Below are 19338 nucleotides of genomic sequence, written 5' to 3'. Positions count from 1 at the left end.
CTCCGGCGATACCGTCCCGACGGGGCTCGTCACTTCCCCGGCCGGGGGACGGTTCGTGAGACGGCCTACCTGGAGGGCAAGGCCGACGGCGAGGCCCGAGGCGAGGCCAAGGGGGTTCTGTTCGTGCTGGAGGTGCGCGGCACGCGGTCTCCCTGGGACCCGCCGCCGGCAGCGGGCCCCAGGGAGGTGGGGCATCGCGGGAGGGGCTGGGTCAGACCTCCACGCCGAGGGTCAGCGTGCCGGTGTACCCGGACGACGGTGAGCTGCCGATCGCCGTCAGGGTCAGGAGGCCGGAGGAGGCACCCGCGTCGTCGTAGATCGAGTCCTGGGCCAGCGTCGTACGGGTGACCGTGTTCGCCGAGTACGGGGACAGCGCGCCCACTCTCGCCGTGATCGTCTCGTCGAAGAACAGCTGGCCGGTGTGGACCTCGTTGCCGCCCGTGAAGGAGCCGTCCGAGGTGAGGGTCACGCCCGTGTGGACCTTGACGTGGATGTGGACGCAGCGTCCCCGGTACCAACCCGGGTACACCGTGGTGATGTTGGCGACGCCGCTGGAGTTGGTGAGGACACCGCCCCGCAGGAACGTGCCGTTGTCGGCCTCGTTGTGACCGTTGTTGCCGACGTAGCCGGAGTACTCGCCGAGCGCGTCGGCGTGCCAGATCTCCACGAGGGCGTTGGGGATCGCGGCGCAGGTGTCGTCGTTGACGACGGTGAGCGCCAGCTTGAGCACGAAGCCGGTCTTGGTCTCGTGGATGTCGGAGCGGACGAGCGCGCCGTCCAGGTAGTAGGGGCCTTCGGTCATCTCCTTCGTGAGGGTGCAGACGGCCGCGGCGGCGACCGGGGCGGTGTGGTCGGCCGCGTCGGCTGTGGGGGCTTCGGGCGCGGCGACGCCTACGGCGACTGCCGCCGCCGTGGCGCCGGTTGCGATCAGAACGGTGCGGCGCCCGACCGGGGTGGGGGTTGCTTCCGAAGTGTCTGTCATGGACACGGCACCGTAGAAACGGATGCTGTCGGAGGCCTGTCAGTTAGGCAAAGCGACGGAGCGTCAAGAGGTGTGCAGGACACGGTGATCGGTCGCCGCCAAGAGGCTCTGATCTGGGCCTTCGTACGTGACTCGACGCATCGGCTGTCGACGATTCTGTTGGCGATCCCGTTTGCCGAGTCCGCGCGCCGGCCGCCCGCTCCTGGCTTACGTCAGCCGCGCGCGACGCAATGTCCGAATGCCGCCCGACGGAAACCGCGCCGCGACCGTCTCAGGCCGCGAAGTCGTTGATCAACCCCGCGATGTCGTCCCCGGTGAGGGCCTGTTGCATGGCGCTCAGCAGCGTGGCCAGCGCGGGCAGCGCGTTCTGCTCGTTGGCGAGCGCCACACTCACGTACTCCTCGTCCGGGATCAGGACCATCGCCGCCCGATAGCCGGGCAGCCGTCCGTTCAGGTACAGCTGGCCCGATGGGCCCACCGCCCACCCGAGGCCGTACGTCATGGGGTCATCGGCGCGGGTGCGCGGGCGGCGGATCTCCGCCAGCAGGGAGCGGTCGGCCAAGAGACCCTCGCCCGCCGTCAGCAGCTCCGGCACCGACGACCACAGACCCCCGCTGGGGCGCCGGGTGCGGGGGTAGGCGAGGGGCGCGAGTTCGTTCGTACCGTCCCAGCCGGGTACGGCCGTGGGCGGGATGGGGAAGCCCGTGTGCGGCAGGTTCCAGGGCGCCAGAGCGCGTTCCCGTACCGCCCGCTCGTACGTCGTACCGCTCAGGCCCGCCAGGATCGCCCCCGCCAGGAAGTAGTTGCCGTTGTAGTACGACCAACGCTCGCCGGGCGCACGGTCGTTGCCGGCCCGCACGACCAGCCGTGCGGCCTCCAGATGGGCGTCGTCCCCCTCGCCCAGCGCCTTCACCATCGCCGCGTCCACCGACTCGCGCAGGCCCGACACCTGGCCCAGGAGCTGCTCGACGGAGAGTCGGGGGTCGGCACGCCAGTCGGGGGCGAGGGCCGGCAGCAGGTCGATGGCGGGGGTGGCCGGCGGTACGCCCTTCTCCCGCAGCGTGCGGACCAGGGCCGCGGAGGTGAAGACCTTCGTCAGCGACGCGATGCGGAAGGACGACTCCGGCGCCACGCTCCCAGCCGCTCCGCGCGTCACCGTCGTACGTATCCCCGCCCGCGATGCCCCCGCCACCACCGCGGGGACGGCATCAAGACCGGTCTGCTCGTTCATCAGCTCCTGAAGATCCACGGTCAGCATGCTACTGAGGGGGCCATGGCCGGCCCCTCGTCCACAGACTTCACCCAGGAACGCTTCAGGTATGACCCCGATCCTCGTCCGTATGCACGGAAACGGACACGACCACAGCCACGGGCACCGGCCCCGCACCCCCGACGCCGAACGCAGCCGCCGCTGGTTCATGAACAAGGCGCTGCTCGCCGGTGGCGTCGCCGCGATGGCGACCATGACCGGCTGTTCGTCGGGCGCCGACGACACGGCCGCCGCCTCCAGCTCGACCGCCCCTGGTGGCGCCCCCAGCGGCATGCCCTCCGGTGGACCCGGGGGACCCGGTGGCGGTGGAGGCGGCGGCATGGGCCCTGGCGCCTCCCAGGTCAAGTACGCGGACGTCGTCGGCGTCACCACCGACGGCAAGGCGGTCGAGGACCTGTTCACGATCCACTCCACCGACGTCTCCACGGACGGACTCGTCAAGGCGGCCCAGACGTTCCTCGACGGGCTGTCCGCCAAGGAGCGCAAGTCCTGCACGTTCGACGTCGACGCCGATGAATGGACGGCGTGGAGCAATGTCGACGGCTACGACCGCAAGGGCGTCCGCATGGGCGACCTCACGGAAAAGCAGCGGAACCTCGGCTACGCGCTCCTCGGCAAGGCGCTCTCCGCCGACGGCCTCGCCCAGACGCGCGGGATCATGAAGCTCAACGCGTTCCTCGGGGACTCCAACGGCGGAAACCAGAAGACCCTGACCGAGGGGCACTACTTCTTCACCTTCATGGGCACCCCGTCGACCACGAAGCCGTGGGGCTTCCAGTACGAGGGCCATCACGTCGCCATCAACTACTTCGTCCTGGGGGACCAGGTCGTGATGACGCCGACGTTCATGGGATCCGAACCCACGACGGGGACGTACAAGGGGGAGAAGATCACCCTCTTCCGGCCGGAGACCACCGCCGGCCTCGCCATGATCCGCTCCCTCACCTCCGCCCAGCGCACCAAGGCGGTCTCCTCGCAGTCCAACGGCAACGAGGACATGAAGGCCGGCGCCGGCCAGGACAACCTCAAGCTCGCCTACGAGGGACTCAAGGGCTCCGAACTCACCTCAGCGCAGCGGAAGAAGCTGCTGGCGCTGGCGCGGGTGTACGTCGGCTACGTCAACGAGGGCCACGCCGAGGTCAGGATGACCGAGGTGGAGGACCACCTGGACGACACGTACTTCTTCTGGATGGGCGAGACGAAGGACGACTCCGCCTTCTACTACCGGATCCACAGTCCGGTCGTCCTCATCGAGTACGACGCCCAGGCCCCCCTCTTCTACAAGGGGGGCTCCGGCGGCAGCGATCCCTCCCAGGAGCACATCCACACCATCGTCCGCACACCCAACGGCGGCGACTACGGCATCGACCTGCTCAAGCTCCATCTGGAGAACGATCACTGACGGTGGGGCAGCGGACTTCAGGCCAGTTGGCCGCGCAGGCCACATGAGAAGTTCGACTGGCGACAAGCTGTGAATGTCAGGGCTGTTGACGCGCAAGTGATTCGATTCTACGGTCCGTCCGAATTGACGATCGCTGTTCGAGATCTCGGATAGCGATTCCCCCTTCCGTCAAGGAGGCCCGTGTGAGCCGCACCTCGCGCGTCCGAACCACCCTCCTCGCCCTTCCCGCCGCCGCTCTGCTCGCCCTGATCCCCTCCACCGCGTCGGCGTACCCCAACCCCGGCACGGTCACCGGCGCCACGGTCATCCACGACCCCACGATGATCCGCACCTCCGCCGGCCGCTACCTCCTCTACGGCACCGGCGGCGGCCTCGGCTACCGCACCTCGACCGACCGGATCGCCTTCACGGCGGGCAGCGACGCCTTCACCACCAAGCCCGGCTGGTGGTCCTCGTACGCCACCGAGGCCTGGGCGCCCGACATCTCGTACCACGGCGGCAAGTACCTGATGTACTACGCCGTCTCGACCTTCGGCTCCAACAAGTCGGCGATCGGGCTCGCCGGTTCGACGACCGGTCTTCCCGGCTCCTGGACCGACTACGGCGTCGTCTACACCTCCACCACCTCCAGCGACTACAACGCCATCGACCCGAACCTCTTCGTGAACGACGACGGCAAGTGGTGGCTGTCCTTCGGCAGTTGGTGGACCGGGCTGAAGATGATCCAGATCGACCCGTCGACCGGGAAGCAGCTCGCCTCCAACACCACCCGCTACTCGCTCGCGTCCCGCCCCACCGGGACCAAGGCCGTCGAGGCGCCGTACATCGTCAAGCGCAACGGCTACTACTACCTCTTCGCCTCGTACGACACCTGCTGCGCCGGCACGAGTTCGACCTACAAGGTCAAGGTCGGCCGGGCCACCAGCGTCACCGGCCCGTACTACGACAAGAGCGGCGTCGCGATGACGAACAACGGCGGCACCGCCGTCCTGGAGTCGCACGGCAGCGTCATCGGCCCCGGCGGCCAGTCGATCATGAACGACTCCGACGGCGACCTGATCGTCTACCACTACTACGACGGCAACGACAACGGCACGCCCAAGCTGGGCATCAACCTTCTGAACTGGAGCAGCGGATGGCCCGTCGCCTACTGACCCTGCTGGCCGCGCTGCTGCTCGCCCTGTCGCTCGGGCAGTCCTCCGCGAGCGCGGCCTCCGTCAGCAACCCCATCAAGGCGCAGAAAGGCGCCGACCCCTGGATCTCCTACTACAACGGCAACTACTACATGGTGACGACGAGTTGGACCAACGTCATCACCATGCGCAAGTCGACCACGCTGGCCGGGCTCGCCACCGCGCCCAACTACCAGGTGTGGACCGGCGACGCGTCCTCGCGGTGCTGCAACATCTGGGCGCCGGAGATCCACTTCCTCAACGGCAAGTGGTACCTGTACTACGTCGCCGGACAGAACGTCACCGACTACAACGCCACCCAGCGCACCCATGTCCTGGAGAGCGCGGGGACGGATCCCACCGGCCCGTACACCTACAAGAACCAGCTCAACTCCGCCTGGATGCTGGACCCGACGGTCGGCACGATCGACGGCCGGCTGTACCTCTTCGGCAGCGCGAGCGGCGGTACACAGAACCTGGTGGCGGCCAGGATGTCCAACCCGTACACCCTCGCCACCGGCTTCTCGACCATCTCCACGCCGACCTACTCCTGGGAGACGAGCGGCGGCACGGTCAACGAGGGCCCGGAGATCCTCCAGCGGGGCGGCCAGACCTACCTCATCTACTCGGCGAGCGGCTGCTGGACCCCCGACTACAAACTCGGCCAGCTCACCCTGACGGGCTCCGACCCGCTCTCCGCCTCGTCCTGGACGAAGAAGTCCACCCCCGTCTTCCAGCGCAACGACTCCGCCGGCGTCTACGGCCCCGGCCACAACGGCTTCTTCACCTCGCCGGACGGCACCGAGAACTGGATCGTCTACCACGCCAACGACTCGTCGTCCGACGGCTGCGACAACGGCCGTACGACCCGGGCCCAGAAGTTCACCTGGAACTCCGACGGCACCCCGAACCTCGGCACCCCGGTGGCACTGGGGTCGAGCATGACGGGCCCGTCCGGCGAGCCTTCGGCCACCTCCACGACGTACACCCTGACGAACCGCAACAGCGGCAAGTGCCTCGACGTCGCCGGCAGTTCGACCGCAGACGGTGCCAACGTCCAGCAGTACACCTGCAACGGCGGCAACAACCAGAAGTGGCGCGTCGAGGACCAGGGCGACGACACGAGCAGGCTCGTGAACGTGGCGAGCGGCAAGGTCCTGGACACGGCGGACTGTTCGAGTGCGGATGGCGCTGACCTACGCCAGTGGGGCTGGCTGAACAACACCTGCCAACGCTTCCGTTTCGTGGTGACGGACAGCAGCTACGTGAGGATCGTGAACGAGGCCACAGGCAAAGTGGCGGACGTAGCGAACTGCTCAACGGCGGATGCGGCAGACGTACGTCAGTGGACGTGGCTGAACAACGCGTGCCAACAGTGGAAATTGAACCCCGTGTAGGTGACGTACCCAGGGGCGCGGGGAACTGTGCGACCAGCCACAAACCGGCCGCACCCGCCCGCGCTCCTCAGGCCCCCGCAGCATTGGGCCAGGCACCACTGTTGGGCCACCCTTGAGCCGGCGCCGGCGCCAACCCATCGGTCCCCCGAACCTGCGCGGCGGTAAGCCCACCCCGAGCGGGCACCCCAGGCGGCGTAAGCCCACCCCCAGCCCCGTACGGCGACTGAACAGCGGCGGCAGGAGCAACCGGCATCGGCATGGGCATCGGCTGAGGCTGAGGAGCAACCGGCATAGGCATGGGCGCAGGCATGGGCGCCGCCGGCTGAGGGGGAGCCGCCGCCATGGCCTGCGCAGCGAGGGGCATGCCCACCCCGTTGCTCATCAGCCGGTCCACGGCCGCCGTGCCCGAGCTGTAGCTGGTCCCGGTAGCCAGCTCAGGCACGGCGGCTCCCCTCCTGGTCCCGTAGAGCACCTGTTCCATTGCGGACACCAGGCGACGGACGTCCGTCTGGGGGCGCACCACGAGACGCAGGAAGCGGCTGGACGAGCCGATCTTGTTGCCGCACTCGCGGACCAGGATCCGGTGCTCGGAGAGCAGCCGGTCCCGGACCACGGTGCCTTCGGCGCCCACGGGGAGGCGCACGAAGAGGAAGTTTCCCTGGGAGGGGTAGACGGTCAGACCGGGGAGCGCGGAGAGCTGGCTCGACATGTCGAGGCGGTCCCGGTAGACCTGCTGAAGGCTCTGCGCGTACTCGGCGCCGTGCTCCTTGAGCATGAACACCACGTACTCGGCGAAGGCGTTGAGGTTCCACTTCGGCAGCATGGAGCGGACGCGGCCGGCGAGGGCCGGGTTGGCGACCATGTAGCCGAAGCGTATGCCGTGCAGTCCGAAGTTCTTCCCGAGGCTGCGCAGCACGATGACGTTCGGCCGCAGCATGGCCTCCTGGACCACGCTCGGCTCCGCCTCCGCGTCGGCGAACTCCAGGAAGCTCTCGTCGATGACGACCAGGTCGAGGTCGGCCATCGCGTCCATGAACTGGACGATCGCATGCTTGTGGAGGAAGCCGCCGTCGGGGTTGTTGGGGTTGCAGATCACGGCCGCCCGGGTCCCCCTGGCCCGGATGAACTCGGCGTACTGGGCGAGGTCGAGGGCGAAGCCGCTGGACTCCTGGAGCGGGAACATGTCGACCCGCTTGCCGGTCTCCATGGGCTGGTCGGTCCAGCGGCCGAAGGTGGGGACGGGGATGGCGAGGGACTCGCGGACCAGCAGGTGGTCGATCCAGGTGATCAGTTCGGTGGAGCCGTTGCCCATCGCCACGGCCTGCGGCGGGAGTTGCAGGAGGTTGCAGAGCTCAGCGGTGATGGTGTCGGCGCTGGACGGGTAGTACGTGATGATGTCGCGCAGGCGGCTGGACATCTCGTCCCACATCCCCGGGGTGGGAAAGTAGGGGTTCACCGGAATACAGAAGTCGATCGGGCCTGCCCCGTCGCCGGCCGCCCGCGTCAGCGCCGCCATCGACGGGCTGTGTGCCGCGGTGCTGCGGAACAGCGAGGTGACGTTCTCGGCCATGGAACCTCCGTATGGGGCGGACCCGTTGGGGACGGCCGGGTCCGTCGTCTTTGGGTGGCCCGCGCGGGGGAGCACGGGCCGCTCATACATACGGGGGCTGGGGTGGCACTGTTCAACCGCTGAGAAATCGGTAAGAAATTGTGTGCCACCTGTGAAGGAGGGTCACGTGTGGAAGGAGTGCACGGTCGTCGACCGGTAGGTCTGCCCAGGTCGCAGCATGGTCGACGGGAAGTTCTCGTGGTTCGGGGAGTCAGGATAGTGCTGGGTCTCCAGGCACAGCGCGTCGCCCTGACGGTAGGTGCGGCCGGCCGGGCCGACCAGCGTGCCGTCGAGGAAGTTGCCCGAGTAGAACTGGAGGCCGGGCTCGGTGGAGGCGATCCGCAGGGAGCGGCCCGAGGACGGGTCGCGAAGAGCCGCGACCTCCTGCGGCTCCGCCGTGATCCCCTTGTCCAGCACCCAGTTGTGGTCGTACCCCTTGGCCGCGAGCAGCTGCGGATGCCCGGTGCGCAGATCCCGGCCGATCGGCTTCGGCTCGCGGAAGTCGAAGGGGGTGCCCGCCACCGGCGCCAGGTCACCGGTCGGGATCAGGCCGGGGTCGGTCGGTGTGAAGTGGGCCGCGGGGATGGTCAGTTCGTGATCCCCGATCGTGCCGCTGCCCTCGCCCGCGAGATTCCAGTAGGCGTGGTGGGTGAGGTTGACGATCGTGGGCTTGTCGGTGGTGGCCTCGTAGTCGATGCGCCAGTCGCCGTCGGCGGTGAGGGTGTACGTGACCTTCGCCGCCAGCGTGCCCGGGTAACCCATCTCGCCGTCGGGGGACGTGTACGACAGGTGCAGACCGACGTCGGTGCCCCGCTCGAACGGCTCGACGTCCCACACCACCGTGTCGAAGCCGGCCTCGCCGCCGTGCAGGCTGTTCTCGCCGTCGTCCACGGAGAGCTGGTACGCCGAACCGTCCAGCGTGAAGGTGCCCTTGCCGATGCGGTTGCCGTACCGGCCGATCAGCGCCCCGAAGTACGGGCTGGCGTCGACGTAGTCCTCGATGCGGGTGAAGCCCAGGGTGACGTTCGCGTACCGGCCCTGCCGGTCGGGGACCTCCAGGGACTGCACGATCCCGCCGTAGGACAGGACCTTCATCCGGGTGCCGCCGTTCTCCAGCGACCAGCGGTGGATCCGTGTCCCGTCGGCCAGTTTGCCGAAGAGTTCCTGCACCGGGTGTCTCCTCCCATGGAAAGGGCCCCGTCGTCCGACGGGGCCCGAACCGTTCGAACCGGTCTGCTACGAACCGGACTTGCGCTTGTTCCACACGTCGAACCCGACCGCGGCCAGCAGGGCGAGGCCCTTGATGACCTGCTGCCAGTCGGAGCCGACGCTGAGGAGGTTCATGCCGTTGTTCAGCACGCCGAGGACGAGACCGCCGATGATCGCACCGAGGACGGTGCCGACACCGCCGCTCATGGACGCGCCGCCGATGAACGCCGAGGCGATGGCCTCCAGTTCGTAGTTGAGGCCCGCCTTCGGGGACGCCGCGTTCAGTCGCGCGGCGATCGCGAGACCCGCCAGGGCCGCGAGCGCGCCCATGTTGAGGAAGACGAGGAAGGTGACCTTCTTGTCCTTCACACCGGACAGCTTCGCGGCCGGCAGGTTGCCGCCGATCGCGTAGATGTGCCGGCCGAAGATCGAGTTGCGCATCAGGTAGCCGTAGCCGACGACCAGCGCGCCCAGGATGAGCAGGATGATCGGGGCACCCTTGTAGCTGGCGAGCAGCATGGTGACGACGAGGATCGCCGCGACGATCGAGACGAGCTTCAGCAGGAAGATGTTCCTGGGCAGCACGTCGAGGGAGAACTCCTGCTGGCGCCCCCGGTCACGGACCTCCTGGAGGACCACGAAGACGATCAGGGCCAGGCCGAGGAGCAGCGTGATGTTGTGGTAGTTGGTGTCCGGGCCGGTCTCCGGCAGGAAGCCGTTGCCGATCTTCTGGAGGCCGCCGGGGAACGGGCCGAGGGTCTGGCCCTCAAGGAGGATCTCGGTGAAGCCGCGGAAGACCAGCATGCCCGCGAGGGTGACGATGAACGACGGTATGCCGAGATACGCGATGAGGAAGCCCTGTGCCGCACCCGCGCCCGCGCCGACCGCCAGGCTCAGCACCACGGCTATCGGCCAGGACACGTCGTGCTGGACCGTCAGTACCGCCGCGAACGCGCCCACGAACGCCGTGACCGAGCCGACCGACAGGTCGATGTGGCCCGCGATGATGACCAGCATCATGCCGATCGCGAGGATCAGGACGTAGCTGTTCTGAAGGACCAGGTTGGAGACGTTGCGCGGCAGCAGCAGGTCACCGTCGGTCCACACCGCGAACAGCGCGACGATCAGGCCGAGGGCGATCAGCATGCCGTACTGGCGCATGTTGCGCCGCAGGCCGTCCAGCATCAGCTGCAGCAGGTTGTCGCCGGAGGCGGAGCCGCTCTTGCCCGGCGGCGCCGGGGCCGGCGTCTTGGCGGTCACATCCGTGCTCATCGGGTTACCTCTTTGTCCTTGGTCATCTGGCGCATCAGCGATTCCTGCGAGGCCTCGGCACGGGAGAACTCGCCGGTCAGCCGCCCGGCGGCCATCGTGTAGATGCGGTCACACATGCCGAGCAGCTCGGGCAGCTCGGACGAGATGAAGACGACCGCCTTGCCCTGCGCGGCCAGCTGGTCGATGACGGTGTAGATCTCGTACTTGGCACCGACGTCGATGCCTCGGGTGGGTTCGTCCAGGATGAGCACCTCGGGACCGGCGAAGATCCACTTGCTGAGGACGACCTTCTGCTGGTTGCCGCCGGACAGCTTGCCCACCGGCTCGAAGACGGTCGGCGCCTTGATGTTCATGGACTTGCGGAAGCCCTCGGCGACCTTCCGCTCCTCGTGCTCGTCGACCACCCCGCGCTTGGCGACCTTGTTCAGGGCGCTGAGCGAGATGTTGCGGTTGATGGTGTCGATGAGGTTGAGGCCGTAGTGCTTGCGGTCCTCGGTGACATAGGCGATGCCGTGGTCGACCGCCTCGGCGACCGACTTGGTGCGGATCTCCTTGCCGTCCTTGAGGACCGTGCCGCCCGCGTGCCGCCCGTAGGAGCGGCCGAACACGCTCATCGCGAGCTCGGTGCGGCCCGCGCCCATCAGGCCCGCGATGCCGACGATCTCCCCGCGCCGGACATGGATCGACACGTCGTCGACGACCTTGCGCTGCTGGTCGATCGGGTGGTGCACGGTCCAGTCACGGATCTCCAGGGCCGGGGCCGCGTCCAACTCACCGTCATACGCGGTGCGTTCGGGGAAGCGGTGGTCGAGGTCGCGGCCCACCATGCCGGAGATGATCCGGTCCTCGGAGGTCTCCTCGGACTTCACGTCGAGGGTCTCGATGGTCTTGCCGTCACGGATGATCGTGACGGAGTCGGCCACCTTGCGGATCTCGTTGAGCTTGTGGGAGATGATGATCGAGGTGATGCCCTGCTTCTTCAACTCCAGGATGAGATCCAGGAGTTTGCCGCTGTCCTCGTCGTTCAGGGCGGCGGTGGGCTCGTCCAGGATCAGCAGCTTCACCTTCTTGGAGAGCGCCTTGGCGATCTCCACGAGCTGCTGCTTGCCGACACCGATGTCGGCGACCCGGGTCTCGGGGTGCTCACTGAGCCCCACCCGGCGCAGCAGCTCGCTCGCGTGCCGCAGGGTCTCGCGCCAGTCGATGAAACCGCGCGAGGCGTGCTCGTTGCCGAGGAAGATGTTCTCCGCGAGGGAGAGGTACGGCACCAGCGCCAGCTCCTGGTGGATGATGACGATGCCGTGCGCCTCGCTCGCCCGGATGTCCTTGAACTCGCAGACGTCCCCTTCGAAGAGGATCTCGCCCTCGTACGTGCCGTGCGGATGGACTCCGGAGAGCACCTTCATCAAGGTGGACTTCCCGGCGCCGTTCTCACCGCAGATGGCGTGGACCTCGCCCTGGCGGACGGTCAGCGTGACGTCCGACAGCGCTTTCACACCGGGAAAGGTCTTGACGATCGAGCGCATTTCCAGGACGGGTCCCGCCATGGTCGTGCCTTCCAATCTGGTTTCTTGCAGGCGACTACAGGACGGGGACTACTTGAGCTCGCCCTCGGTGTAGTAGCCGCCGTCGACCAGGACCTGCTTGTAGTTGCTCTTGTCGACGCTCACCGGCTTGAGCAGGTAGGCGGGGACGACCTTGGAGCCGTTGTCGTAGGTCTTGGTGTCGTTGGTCTCGGGCTTCTTGTCGTTGAGCACCGCGTCGACCATGTTGGCCGCGACCTTGGCCAGCTCGCGGGTGTCCTTGTAGACGGTCTGCGTCTGGTCGCCCGCGATGATCGACTTCACGGAGGCCAGCTCGGCGTCCTGACCGGTCAGGACCGGAAGCGGCTTGGACTTGGTGCCGTAGCCGTCGGACTTCAGCGCCGACAGGATGCCGATGGAGATGCCGTCGTACGGGGAGAGGACCGCGTCGACCCGGCCGGACTTGTAGGAGCCGGTCAGGATGTCGTCCATGCGGCGCTGGGCGGTGGCGCCGTCCCAGCGCAGGGTGGTGACCTTGTTGAGGTCGACCTGGCCCGACTTGACGACGAGCTTCTTGGAGTCGATGTACGGCTTCAGGACGCTCATCGCGCCGTTGAAGAAGTACTTGGTGTTGTTGTCGTCGTTGGAGCCGGCGAACAGCTCGATGTTGAAGGGGCCCTTGCCGGAGGCGAGGCCGAGCTTCTCGACGATGTAGTTGGCCTGGAGCTCGCCGACCTTGGAGTTGTCGAAGGAGGCGTAGTAGTCGACGTTCGGCGTGCCGAGGATCAGACGGTCGTAGGCGATGACGGGGATGCCCGCGTCCTTCGCCTCCTGGAGCACGTTGTTGAGCGACTTGTTGTCGATCGCGGCGACGATCAGCGCCTTGACGCCCTGGGTGATCAGGTTCTCGATCTGCGAGACCTGCTGGTCGGGCTCGTCCTCGCCGTAGACCAGCTTGGTCTTGTAGCCCAGCTTCTGCAGGTTGGTCTCGACGTTCTTGCCGTCGGCGATCCAGCGCTCGGAGGACTTGGTCGGCATCGCGATACCGATGGTGCCGCCCTTGGCGTCGCCCTTGCTCTCCGCGCTGCCACCCTCGCTGTCCTGGCCACAGGCGGTCAGGGAGAGGGCTAGGACGGCCGAGGTGGCTATGGCGGAGAGTGCAGCTCTGCGGTTAAGCATGATCATCATCCTTGATGTTCTAGAGACTGTGGGCGGTCCGGCGATGCGGGCGCCTGTCGGTGGTGCTGGATCGACCGAGAGAAGTTGTGTCGGAGTCTGTTCGACTACGTCGGCTTCTGTGAAGGGGCGTTGTCCGGAACGTTATGCAGGCGTTTCGAATCGCGTCAGCGCGCCCGGCAGTCTTGAGCCGAGCGGCGCCATGTCGCCGTCCGCCCCGTGCCGTGCGAGCAGGTCCAGGGCGAGCCGTCCGCGCCGCACTCTTTCCTTGGCGGTGGACAGCGTGAGCTCGCGCATGTGATGGCCGTACGGGTAGATCCCGGGAGCCTTCGACAGGCCGAACTTCAGATAGAGCGGGGCGCCGCGCCGGATCAGCTCGGCGACCTCGTACATCCGCACATAGCCGCCGAGATCGTCCGGAGCCTCGATGTACATGTCCATCGGAGCGCCCGACACCCGGCGGATCTCGGTGAGTTGATCCAGCGTCAGATCGCTGGGCACGTTGATCGAGTCACCACCGAGGTTCTCGTAGACGGCGTACGCGGCCGGGTTCACCGGACCGATCAGCGCCGACACCTTGAGCGTGGTGTCGGCCGGGATGATCCCGGCGACGCGCGCCCGGTGCAGCGTCCACAGCACGCCCTCGTCGGCCACGAGCAGGCACTTCACGCCCAACTCCGTCGCCCGCACGGCGTCTTCGACACACCCGGCGACCGCGTCGTGGCCGCGGGCACGCAGCCCGGCGCCCTTGGAGTCGGTCCGGGTGGAGCCGCCGATGTCCCAGGTGCCGCGAGGGCCGGTGAACAGGCAGAGCTCGATGTCCCGCTCGGCGGTCGCCTCCACCATCTCGGTGATCTCGGCGTCGGTGAGCATCCACACGCCGCTGCCCTGGCTGATCCGGTGGATCGGCACATCGAGCCGCGAGGACTCCTTGAGGACCACGGAGAGGGCCTCGGGCCCCTCCACGGAGGGCACTTCGGTGCGCCAGCGGCCGCCACCGGGGAAGGTGTGCGCAGAGGCGTCGGCCGGGTCGAGGGCGGGAGCGCCCAGACCGAGCGCGGCGAGCGCCTGCTCACCGGGTCGTCGGGCCGCGCTGGCGGTGGTCTCGGTCACAAGCTGTCCTTCGTGTTCGGTATTTCGGACGTGGATCGCGGCTCTGCGTGCAACAAGGCTTCGTGCAACATGGCTTAAAAAGGCGCAGGGATTTGGGTGTACGCCGGTACGAAGTCGTCAGGTACTCCGTACCGGCGTACGGCTCAGGGGGTCGTCATGGCTTCAGGAGGACCTTGCCGACCGTCGGGTCACCGGATCCGACCAGCTCGATGGCGCGCGGGAACTCCTCCAGCGGCAGCTCGTGCGTCACGAGCGGCAGCGGATCGAGCAGCCCGGCCCCGAAGACCCGCACCGTGTGCGACCAGGCGTCCGGCGGCGCCCCGAACACGGTGTGCACCTCCAGCTGGCGTACGACGAGATCGGTGGGGTCGAGTCCGTCGGCGCCCGCGGCCGGGATGCCCGTCAGGACGAGCCGGCCGCCGCGCCGGAGCAGCGAGGCCGCGGTGTTCGCGGCGGTCGCCGACCCGGCGGTCTCGATGACGACGTCGAAGTCGTCGGGCAGCTCCTGGTCCCGGGTGCGGAAGTCGGTGGCGCCGAAGGTCTTCGAGAGCTCCGCGCGGTCCGGGCGGGTGCCCACCACCAGCAGCTCCGAGGGCGAGCCCGCCCGCAGGAACTGCACCGCGAAGATCCCGAGCGTCCCCGTGCCCACCACGGCCACCCGCTCGCCGGGCCGCGCGTTCGCCTTGATCGCGGCGGCCGCGATGCACGCTGCGGGCTCCAGGAGTGCCGCCGCCGTCAGATCGGCGTCGTCCGGCAGGGCGTGCAGCAGCCGGGCCGGCAGGGTGAGCGTGGCGGCCATGGCGCCGGGCTGGGTGAACCCGGTCTCCTCGTAGCCGTCCGTGCACAGCGTGGTCTCGCCCGCGTGGCAGCGGTCGCAGACCTGGCAGTTGCGAAAGCCCTCGCCGACCACCTTCCGGCCGACCAGGGACTCCGGCACGGCCGGACCCACGGCCTCGACCGTGCCGGACCACTCGTGGCCCGGGGTCAGCGGGTAGCGGACGTACCCCTCGGGCCGGTTGCCCTGGTACACCTCGCGGTCGCTGCCGCAGATGCCGACCGCGTGGACGCGGACCAGGGCCTCGCCGGCGCCGGGCGCACGCGGGGTGTGCTCGACGAGCTCGTGCTCGCCGGGCGCCCCGACGACGACCGCGCTGCTCACTGCTCGGTGCCCTTCGGCTTGCGCTGCTCCCAGCCGTCGGCCCACAGGTCGAAGCGGGCCTGCTGCTGCGGGAACTCCGCGGCGGCGTCGACGTCCAGCTCCACGCCCAGGCCCGGCTCGTGCGACAGTTCGAAGTAGCCGTCCACGACCTGCGGGGCGCCCTTGACGACCTTCTTGATGTCGGCGTCCGCGAAGTCGTTGAAGTGCTCGAGGATCTTGAAGTTCGGCGCGGTGAAGCCGACCTGGAGCGAGGCCGCCGTCAGCACCGGGCCGCCCACGTTGTGCGGGGCGACCAGCATGTAGTGGGTCTCGGCGGTCGCGGCCAGCTTCCGGGTCTCCCAGATGCCGCCGATGTGGCCGACGTCGGGCTGGATGATGTCCACGGCCTGGCTCTCGAAGAGCTCGCGGAACTCGATCCGGTCGTGGATGCGCTCACCGGTGGCGACCGGCATCTCGACCTTGGCGGCGACCTTCTCCAGCGCCTTCAGGTTCTCCGGCGGCACCGGCTCCTCCAGCCACGCGGGCTTGAAGGGCGCCAGGTCCTTGGCCAGGCGTACGGCGGTGGCGGGGGAGAAGCGGCCGTGCATCTCCAGCATCAGCTCGGCGTCCGGGCCGATGGCGTCGCGGACGGCCTCGATGAGCGAGACGGCGTACAGGCTCTGCTCGTGGTCCAGCTCGAAGTGCCCGGTGCCGAAGGGGTCGATCTTGAGCGCCTTGTAGCCGCGCTCCATGACGCCCTGGGCGGCCTTGTGGTAGGCCTCCGGGGTGCGCTCGGTGGTGTACCAGCCGTTGGCGTACGCCTTGACCTTGTCGGTGACCTTGCCGCCGAGCAGCTGCCAGACCGGCACGCCGAGCGCCTTGCCCTTGATGTCCCAGCAGGCCATCTCGATCACGGCGATGCCGGACATCACGATCTCGCCCGCACGGCCGTAGTCGCCGTACTTCATGCGCTTGACCAGATCCTCGACAGCGAACGGGTCCGACCCGAGAATGTGGTTGGTCTTCGCCTCGTGCAGATAGCCGATGAGGGCGTCGGTGTGGCCCAGCATGCGGGTCTCGCCGACTCCGGTGAGTCCCTCGTCGGTGTGCACCTGGACGTAGGTCAGGTTGCGCCATGGCGTCCCGACCACGTGCGTGCTGATTCCCGTGATGCGCACGTCAGCTACTCCCTAGGCTCTCAAGCTTGTTGTTCGAAATTTCGGCTCACGTTCGAAATGCTGGCCCGACCGTAAGGACGTCTCGGTCGGGGTGTCAATGGGTCGGAGGGTCGAACGGCGTAACGGTCTTGATGACGTGCACATCCGTCCGGTATCTCAACTCCCGCAGCCTGCTGCGTTATTCAACCGTGACGACCTTCCCGATGCAGCCCTCTTGACCGCCATGAATTGTTAGCGCTCACAATGTGCCTCGCATTCAACCGATCGCTGACCGCCAGGAGGTGCGGCCGTGAACCACTTAGAGCTCCGGCCGCCCACCATGGCCGATGTGGCACGCCTCGCCGGGGTGTCCCACCAGACGGTGTCCCGGGTACTGGGCGATCATCCCAACGTCCGGGACGAGACACGGGCCAAGGTCCTGCGGGCGATCGAGGAGATGGGCTACCGCCGCAACTCCTCGGCCCGCGCCCTGGCCACCCGCCGCACCCGCACCCTGGGTGTGGTCGCCTCCAACACCACGCTGTACGGCCCGGCCAGCACGCTGTTCGCGCTGGAGGACGCGGCCCGGGCCGCGGGGTACACCGTCTCGACGGTCAGCCTGCACAAGCTGGCGAAGGAGACCCTGTCCGAGGCCCTGGACCACCTCAGCGACGGCGGCGTGGAGGGAGTGATCGCCCTCGCCCCGCAGCGCTCGGCGGTCGAGGCCCTGGCCGAACTCCGCCACCCCTTCCCGGTGGTGGTCGTCGGCACCGGATCCGGCGCCGAGATCCCCAGCGTCAACGTGGACCAGCAGCTCGGCGCCCGGCTCGCCACCGGGCATCTGCTGGCCGCCGGGCACCGTACGGTCTGGCACCTCGCCGGACCCGAGGACTGGCAGGAGGCCGCCGACCGGGTCACCGGCTGGCGGGCCACCCTCGAAGCGGCGGGCATCGAGCCGCCGACGCCGCTGCGGGGGGACTGGAGTCCGCTCTCGGGCTACCGGGCGGGCCAGGAACTGGCCGGCTGGGTGGGCCGTGGACTGACCGCGGTCTTCGTCGCCAACGACCAGATGGCGCTGGGGGTGTTGCGGGCGCTGCGGGAAGCGGGGGTGCGCACGCCGCAGGACGTCGCGATGGTCGGCTTCGACGACATCCCGGAGTCGGAGTTCTTCGCGCCTCCGCTCACCACCGTCCGGCAGGACTTCGCGACGGTGGGCAAGCACAGCATCGCCCTGCTGCTGGACCTCATCGAGGGCCGGGCTCCCTCCGGGGCGCCCGGAGTGGTCATCGAACCCCAACTCGTCGTCAGGGCCAGCACGGCACCCGACTGACCCGACCTCCATCAAACGTCGCAATTCGCACACCAGTGTGACCGATATTTCGAATAATGATCGACAGGCTGGACGCGGTGCGATCTGTCCTGGCTCTTCAAAGGAGAAGAACATGCTCAACAGAAGGAACTTCCTGACTGCGGCGATCGGCGTTGCGGCGGCGGGCACCCTGGCGGCCTGCGCCAAGGAGGACGACAACTCCAGCGACTCCGCGGGCAGCGGCGGCTCCAAGGCGATCACCCTCGGCTTCTCCCAGGTCGGCTCCGAGAGCGGCTGGCGCACCGCCAACAGCGACTCGGTCAAGTCCGCAGCCAAGGACGCGGGTTACACCCTGAAGTTCTCCGACGCCCAGCAGAAGCAGGAGAACCAGATCTCGGCCATCCGCAGCTACATCGCGCAGAAGGTCGACGTCATCGCCTTCTCCCCGGTGGTCGTCACCGGCTGGGACGCGGTGCTCAAGGAGGCCAAGGCCGCGAAGATCCCGGTCGTCCTCACCGACCGCTCCGTGGAGACCTCCGACGAGTCCCTGTACGTCACCCTCGTCGGCTCCGACTTCACCGACGAGGGCCGCCGCGCCGCGAAGATCCTCGAGAAGGTCATCGCCAAGGCCGGCCTCAAGGGCGACGTGAAGATCGCCCAGCTGGAGGGCACCACCGGTGCCGCCCCCGCCATCGAGCGCGCCAAGGGCTTCAAGGAGGTCATGGACGCCGACCACGCGGACGACTGGAAGATCGTCGTCACCCAGACCGGCGACTTCACCCGCGCCGGCGGCAAGCAGGTCATGGCGGCCTTCCTGCAGTCCAACCCGGACATCAACGTCCTCTACGCCCACAACGACGACATGGCCATCGGCGCCATCCAGTCCATCGAGGCGGCCGGCAAGAAGCCCGGCAAGGACATCCTCATCGTCTCGGTCGACGGCGTGAAGGACGGCTTCGTCGCCATGTCCGAGGGCAAGATCAACGCCATCGTCGAGTGCAACCCGCTCCTCGGCCCCCAGCTGATGGAGGTCGTCAAGACGGTCCACGACGGCGGCACGGTCGAGCGCTGGATCAAGACCAAGGAGGGCGACTTCATGCAGGACCAGGCAAAGGCCGCCCTCCCGAGCCGCAAGTACTGACGGGGGCGACGGCGGTGCGGCACCGGCGACTGGACAGTGCCGACCCGCGTCGACGCCGACCGGACGGCGGCGCGCTCGCCGGTTGCGGGCGCGCTGGCTGGCTGGGGGTGCGGTTGCCCTCCGGGGGTGCGGTCGCCCTCCAGGGGTGCGGTCGCCGGATGGCGGTGCGGACCGGCGAACGGCGATCGGTGCGGATCGGCGAACGGCGACCGGTACCGACCGGCCGCCCCGGGCGCCTTCCGGCCGTGGTGTCGCCCGGTCGTGGTGTCGCCCGGCGTGGAGGCCGTTGGTCGGCGGTGTCGGCGGATCGGTGGCGCCGAGGGATCGGCGGTGCTGACCGCCTCGGAGGCCACCACCGTGACGGTGGCCCCGCAGGGGCCGGCGCTCGGGGGCGTGCTGCCGTCGCGGTGCCGACCGGCGGCGGTGACTGTTGGCCGGCGGTGCCACCGAGAGTGGGTGCCGACGGAT

14 protein-coding genes and 1 pseudogene are annotated in these 19338 nt (G+C 68.3%); 5 read left to right on the top strand and 10 right to left on the bottom strand.

What is annotated here, in order from left to right; all coding sequences use genetic code 11:
- Positions 1-211: 211 nt before the first annotated feature.
- Together ACIHIX_RS16325 and ACIHIX_RS16320 are read right to left on the bottom strand one after the other, a co-directional pair.
- Positions 212-982 (bottom strand): intradiol ring-cleavage dioxygenase, encoded by a 771-nt coding sequence (locus ACIHIX_RS16325; protein ID WP_399955763.1) that lies wholly within the window; start codon positions 980-982, stop codon positions 212-214.
- A 271-nt stretch (positions 983-1253) separates the two neighbouring features.
- A complete protein-coding gene (locus tag ACIHIX_RS16320; protein ID WP_399955761.1) occupies positions 1254-2231 on the bottom strand; it encodes a serine hydrolase domain-containing protein in 978 nt (325 codons plus the stop codon).
- A 169-nt stretch (positions 2232-2400) separates the two neighbouring features.
- Between ACIHIX_RS16320 and ACIHIX_RS16315 the strand changes: the two genes are divergently transcribed.
- The 3 genes from ACIHIX_RS16315 (at position 2401) to ACIHIX_RS16305 (ending at position 6223) form a co-directional block, all read left to right on the top strand.
- Positions 2401-3654, top strand: a complete 1254-nt coding sequence (locus ACIHIX_RS16315; protein WP_399957267.1) for a DUF3500 domain-containing protein — start codon at positions 2401-2403, stop codon at positions 3652-3654.
- 182 nt (positions 3655-3836) lie between these two features.
- Complete coding sequence (locus tag ACIHIX_RS16310; protein WP_399955758.1) at positions 3837-4808, top strand: arabinan endo-1,5-alpha-L-arabinosidase; 972 nt, start codon at positions 3837-3839, stop codon at positions 4806-4808.
- A complete protein-coding gene (locus tag ACIHIX_RS16305) occupies positions 4790-6223 on the top strand; it encodes a family 43 glycosylhydrolase (protein WP_399955755.1) in 1434 nt (477 codons plus the stop codon). Before ACIHIX_RS16310 ends, ACIHIX_RS16305 begins: the two co-directional genes overlap by 19 nt.
- Before the next feature lie 67 nt (positions 6224-6290).
- Here the strand turns inward: ACIHIX_RS16305 and ACIHIX_RS16300 are convergent, their stop codons facing one another.
- The 8 genes and pseudogenes from ACIHIX_RS16300 to ACIHIX_RS16265 all read right to left on the bottom strand — a co-directional run bounded on the left by ACIHIX_RS16300 (position 6291) and on the right by ACIHIX_RS16265 (position 16441).
- On the bottom strand, positions 6291-7793 hold the full coding sequence (locus ACIHIX_RS16300) for a pyridoxal phosphate-dependent aminotransferase (protein WP_399955752.1): 1503 nt from the start codon (positions 7791-7793) through the stop codon (positions 6291-6293).
- 162 nt (positions 7794-7955) lie between these two features.
- Positions 7956-9017: pseudogene (locus ACIHIX_RS16295) on the bottom strand (aldose epimerase family protein); the annotation flags it as partial.
- A 51-nt stretch (positions 9018-9068) separates the two neighbouring features.
- Complete coding sequence (gene mmsB / locus ACIHIX_RS16290; protein WP_399955749.1) at positions 9069-10313, bottom strand: multiple monosaccharide ABC transporter permease; 1245 nt, start codon at positions 10311-10313, stop codon at positions 9069-9071.
- On the bottom strand, positions 10310-11860 hold the full coding sequence (gene mmsA, locus ACIHIX_RS16285; RefSeq protein ID WP_399955747.1) for a multiple monosaccharide ABC transporter ATP-binding protein: 1551 nt from the start codon (positions 11858-11860) through the stop codon (positions 10310-10312). The genes mmsB and mmsA overlap by 4 nt, the downstream gene beginning before the upstream one ends.
- Before the next feature lie 48 nt (positions 11861-11908).
- Complete coding sequence (gene chvE / locus ACIHIX_RS16280; RefSeq protein WP_399955744.1) at positions 11909-13015, bottom strand: multiple monosaccharide ABC transporter substrate-binding protein; 1107 nt, start codon at positions 13013-13015, stop codon at positions 11909-11911.
- 141 nt (positions 13016-13156) lie between these two features.
- On the bottom strand, positions 13157-14125 hold the full coding sequence (locus ACIHIX_RS16275; protein ID WP_399955741.1) for a hypothetical protein: 969 nt from the start codon (positions 14123-14125) through the stop codon (positions 13157-13159).
- Between the two features lie 154 nt (positions 14126-14279).
- Entirely contained in the window at positions 14280-15284 is a 1005-nt protein-coding gene (locus tag ACIHIX_RS16270; protein ID WP_399955739.1) for a zinc-binding dehydrogenase, read from the bottom strand.
- Positions 15281-16441, bottom strand: a complete 1161-nt coding sequence (locus ACIHIX_RS16265; protein ID WP_399955737.1) for a mandelate racemase/muconate lactonizing enzyme family protein — start codon at positions 16439-16441, stop codon at positions 15281-15283. Before ACIHIX_RS16265 ends, ACIHIX_RS16270 begins: the two co-directional genes overlap by 4 nt.
- Positions 16442-16730: 289 nt before the next feature.
- On the opposite strand from ACIHIX_RS16265, the gene ACIHIX_RS16260 reads away from it, so the two are divergent.
- Both ACIHIX_RS16260 and ACIHIX_RS16255 read left to right on the top strand, forming a co-directional pair.
- On the top strand, positions 16731-17750 hold the full coding sequence (locus tag ACIHIX_RS16260) for a LacI family DNA-binding transcriptional regulator (protein ID WP_399955736.1): 1020 nt from the start codon (positions 16731-16733) through the stop codon (positions 17748-17750).
- Positions 17751-17862: 112 nt separating this feature from the next.
- The gene (locus ACIHIX_RS16255) at positions 17863-18870 is read left to right on the top strand and encodes an ABC transporter substrate-binding protein (protein WP_399955735.1); all 1008 of its coding nucleotides are present in this window, start codon (positions 17863-17865) and stop codon (positions 18868-18870) included.
- Positions 18871-19338 lie beyond the last annotated feature (468 nt).

Source organism: Streptomyces sp. NPDC051913 (genome assembly GCF_044593635.1).
GTDB lineage: Bacteria > Actinomycetota > Actinomycetes > Streptomycetales > Streptomycetaceae > Streptomyces.
Note: the sequence above shows the minus strand (reverse complement) of the source record. Positions and strands in the feature narration are given on the sequence as shown.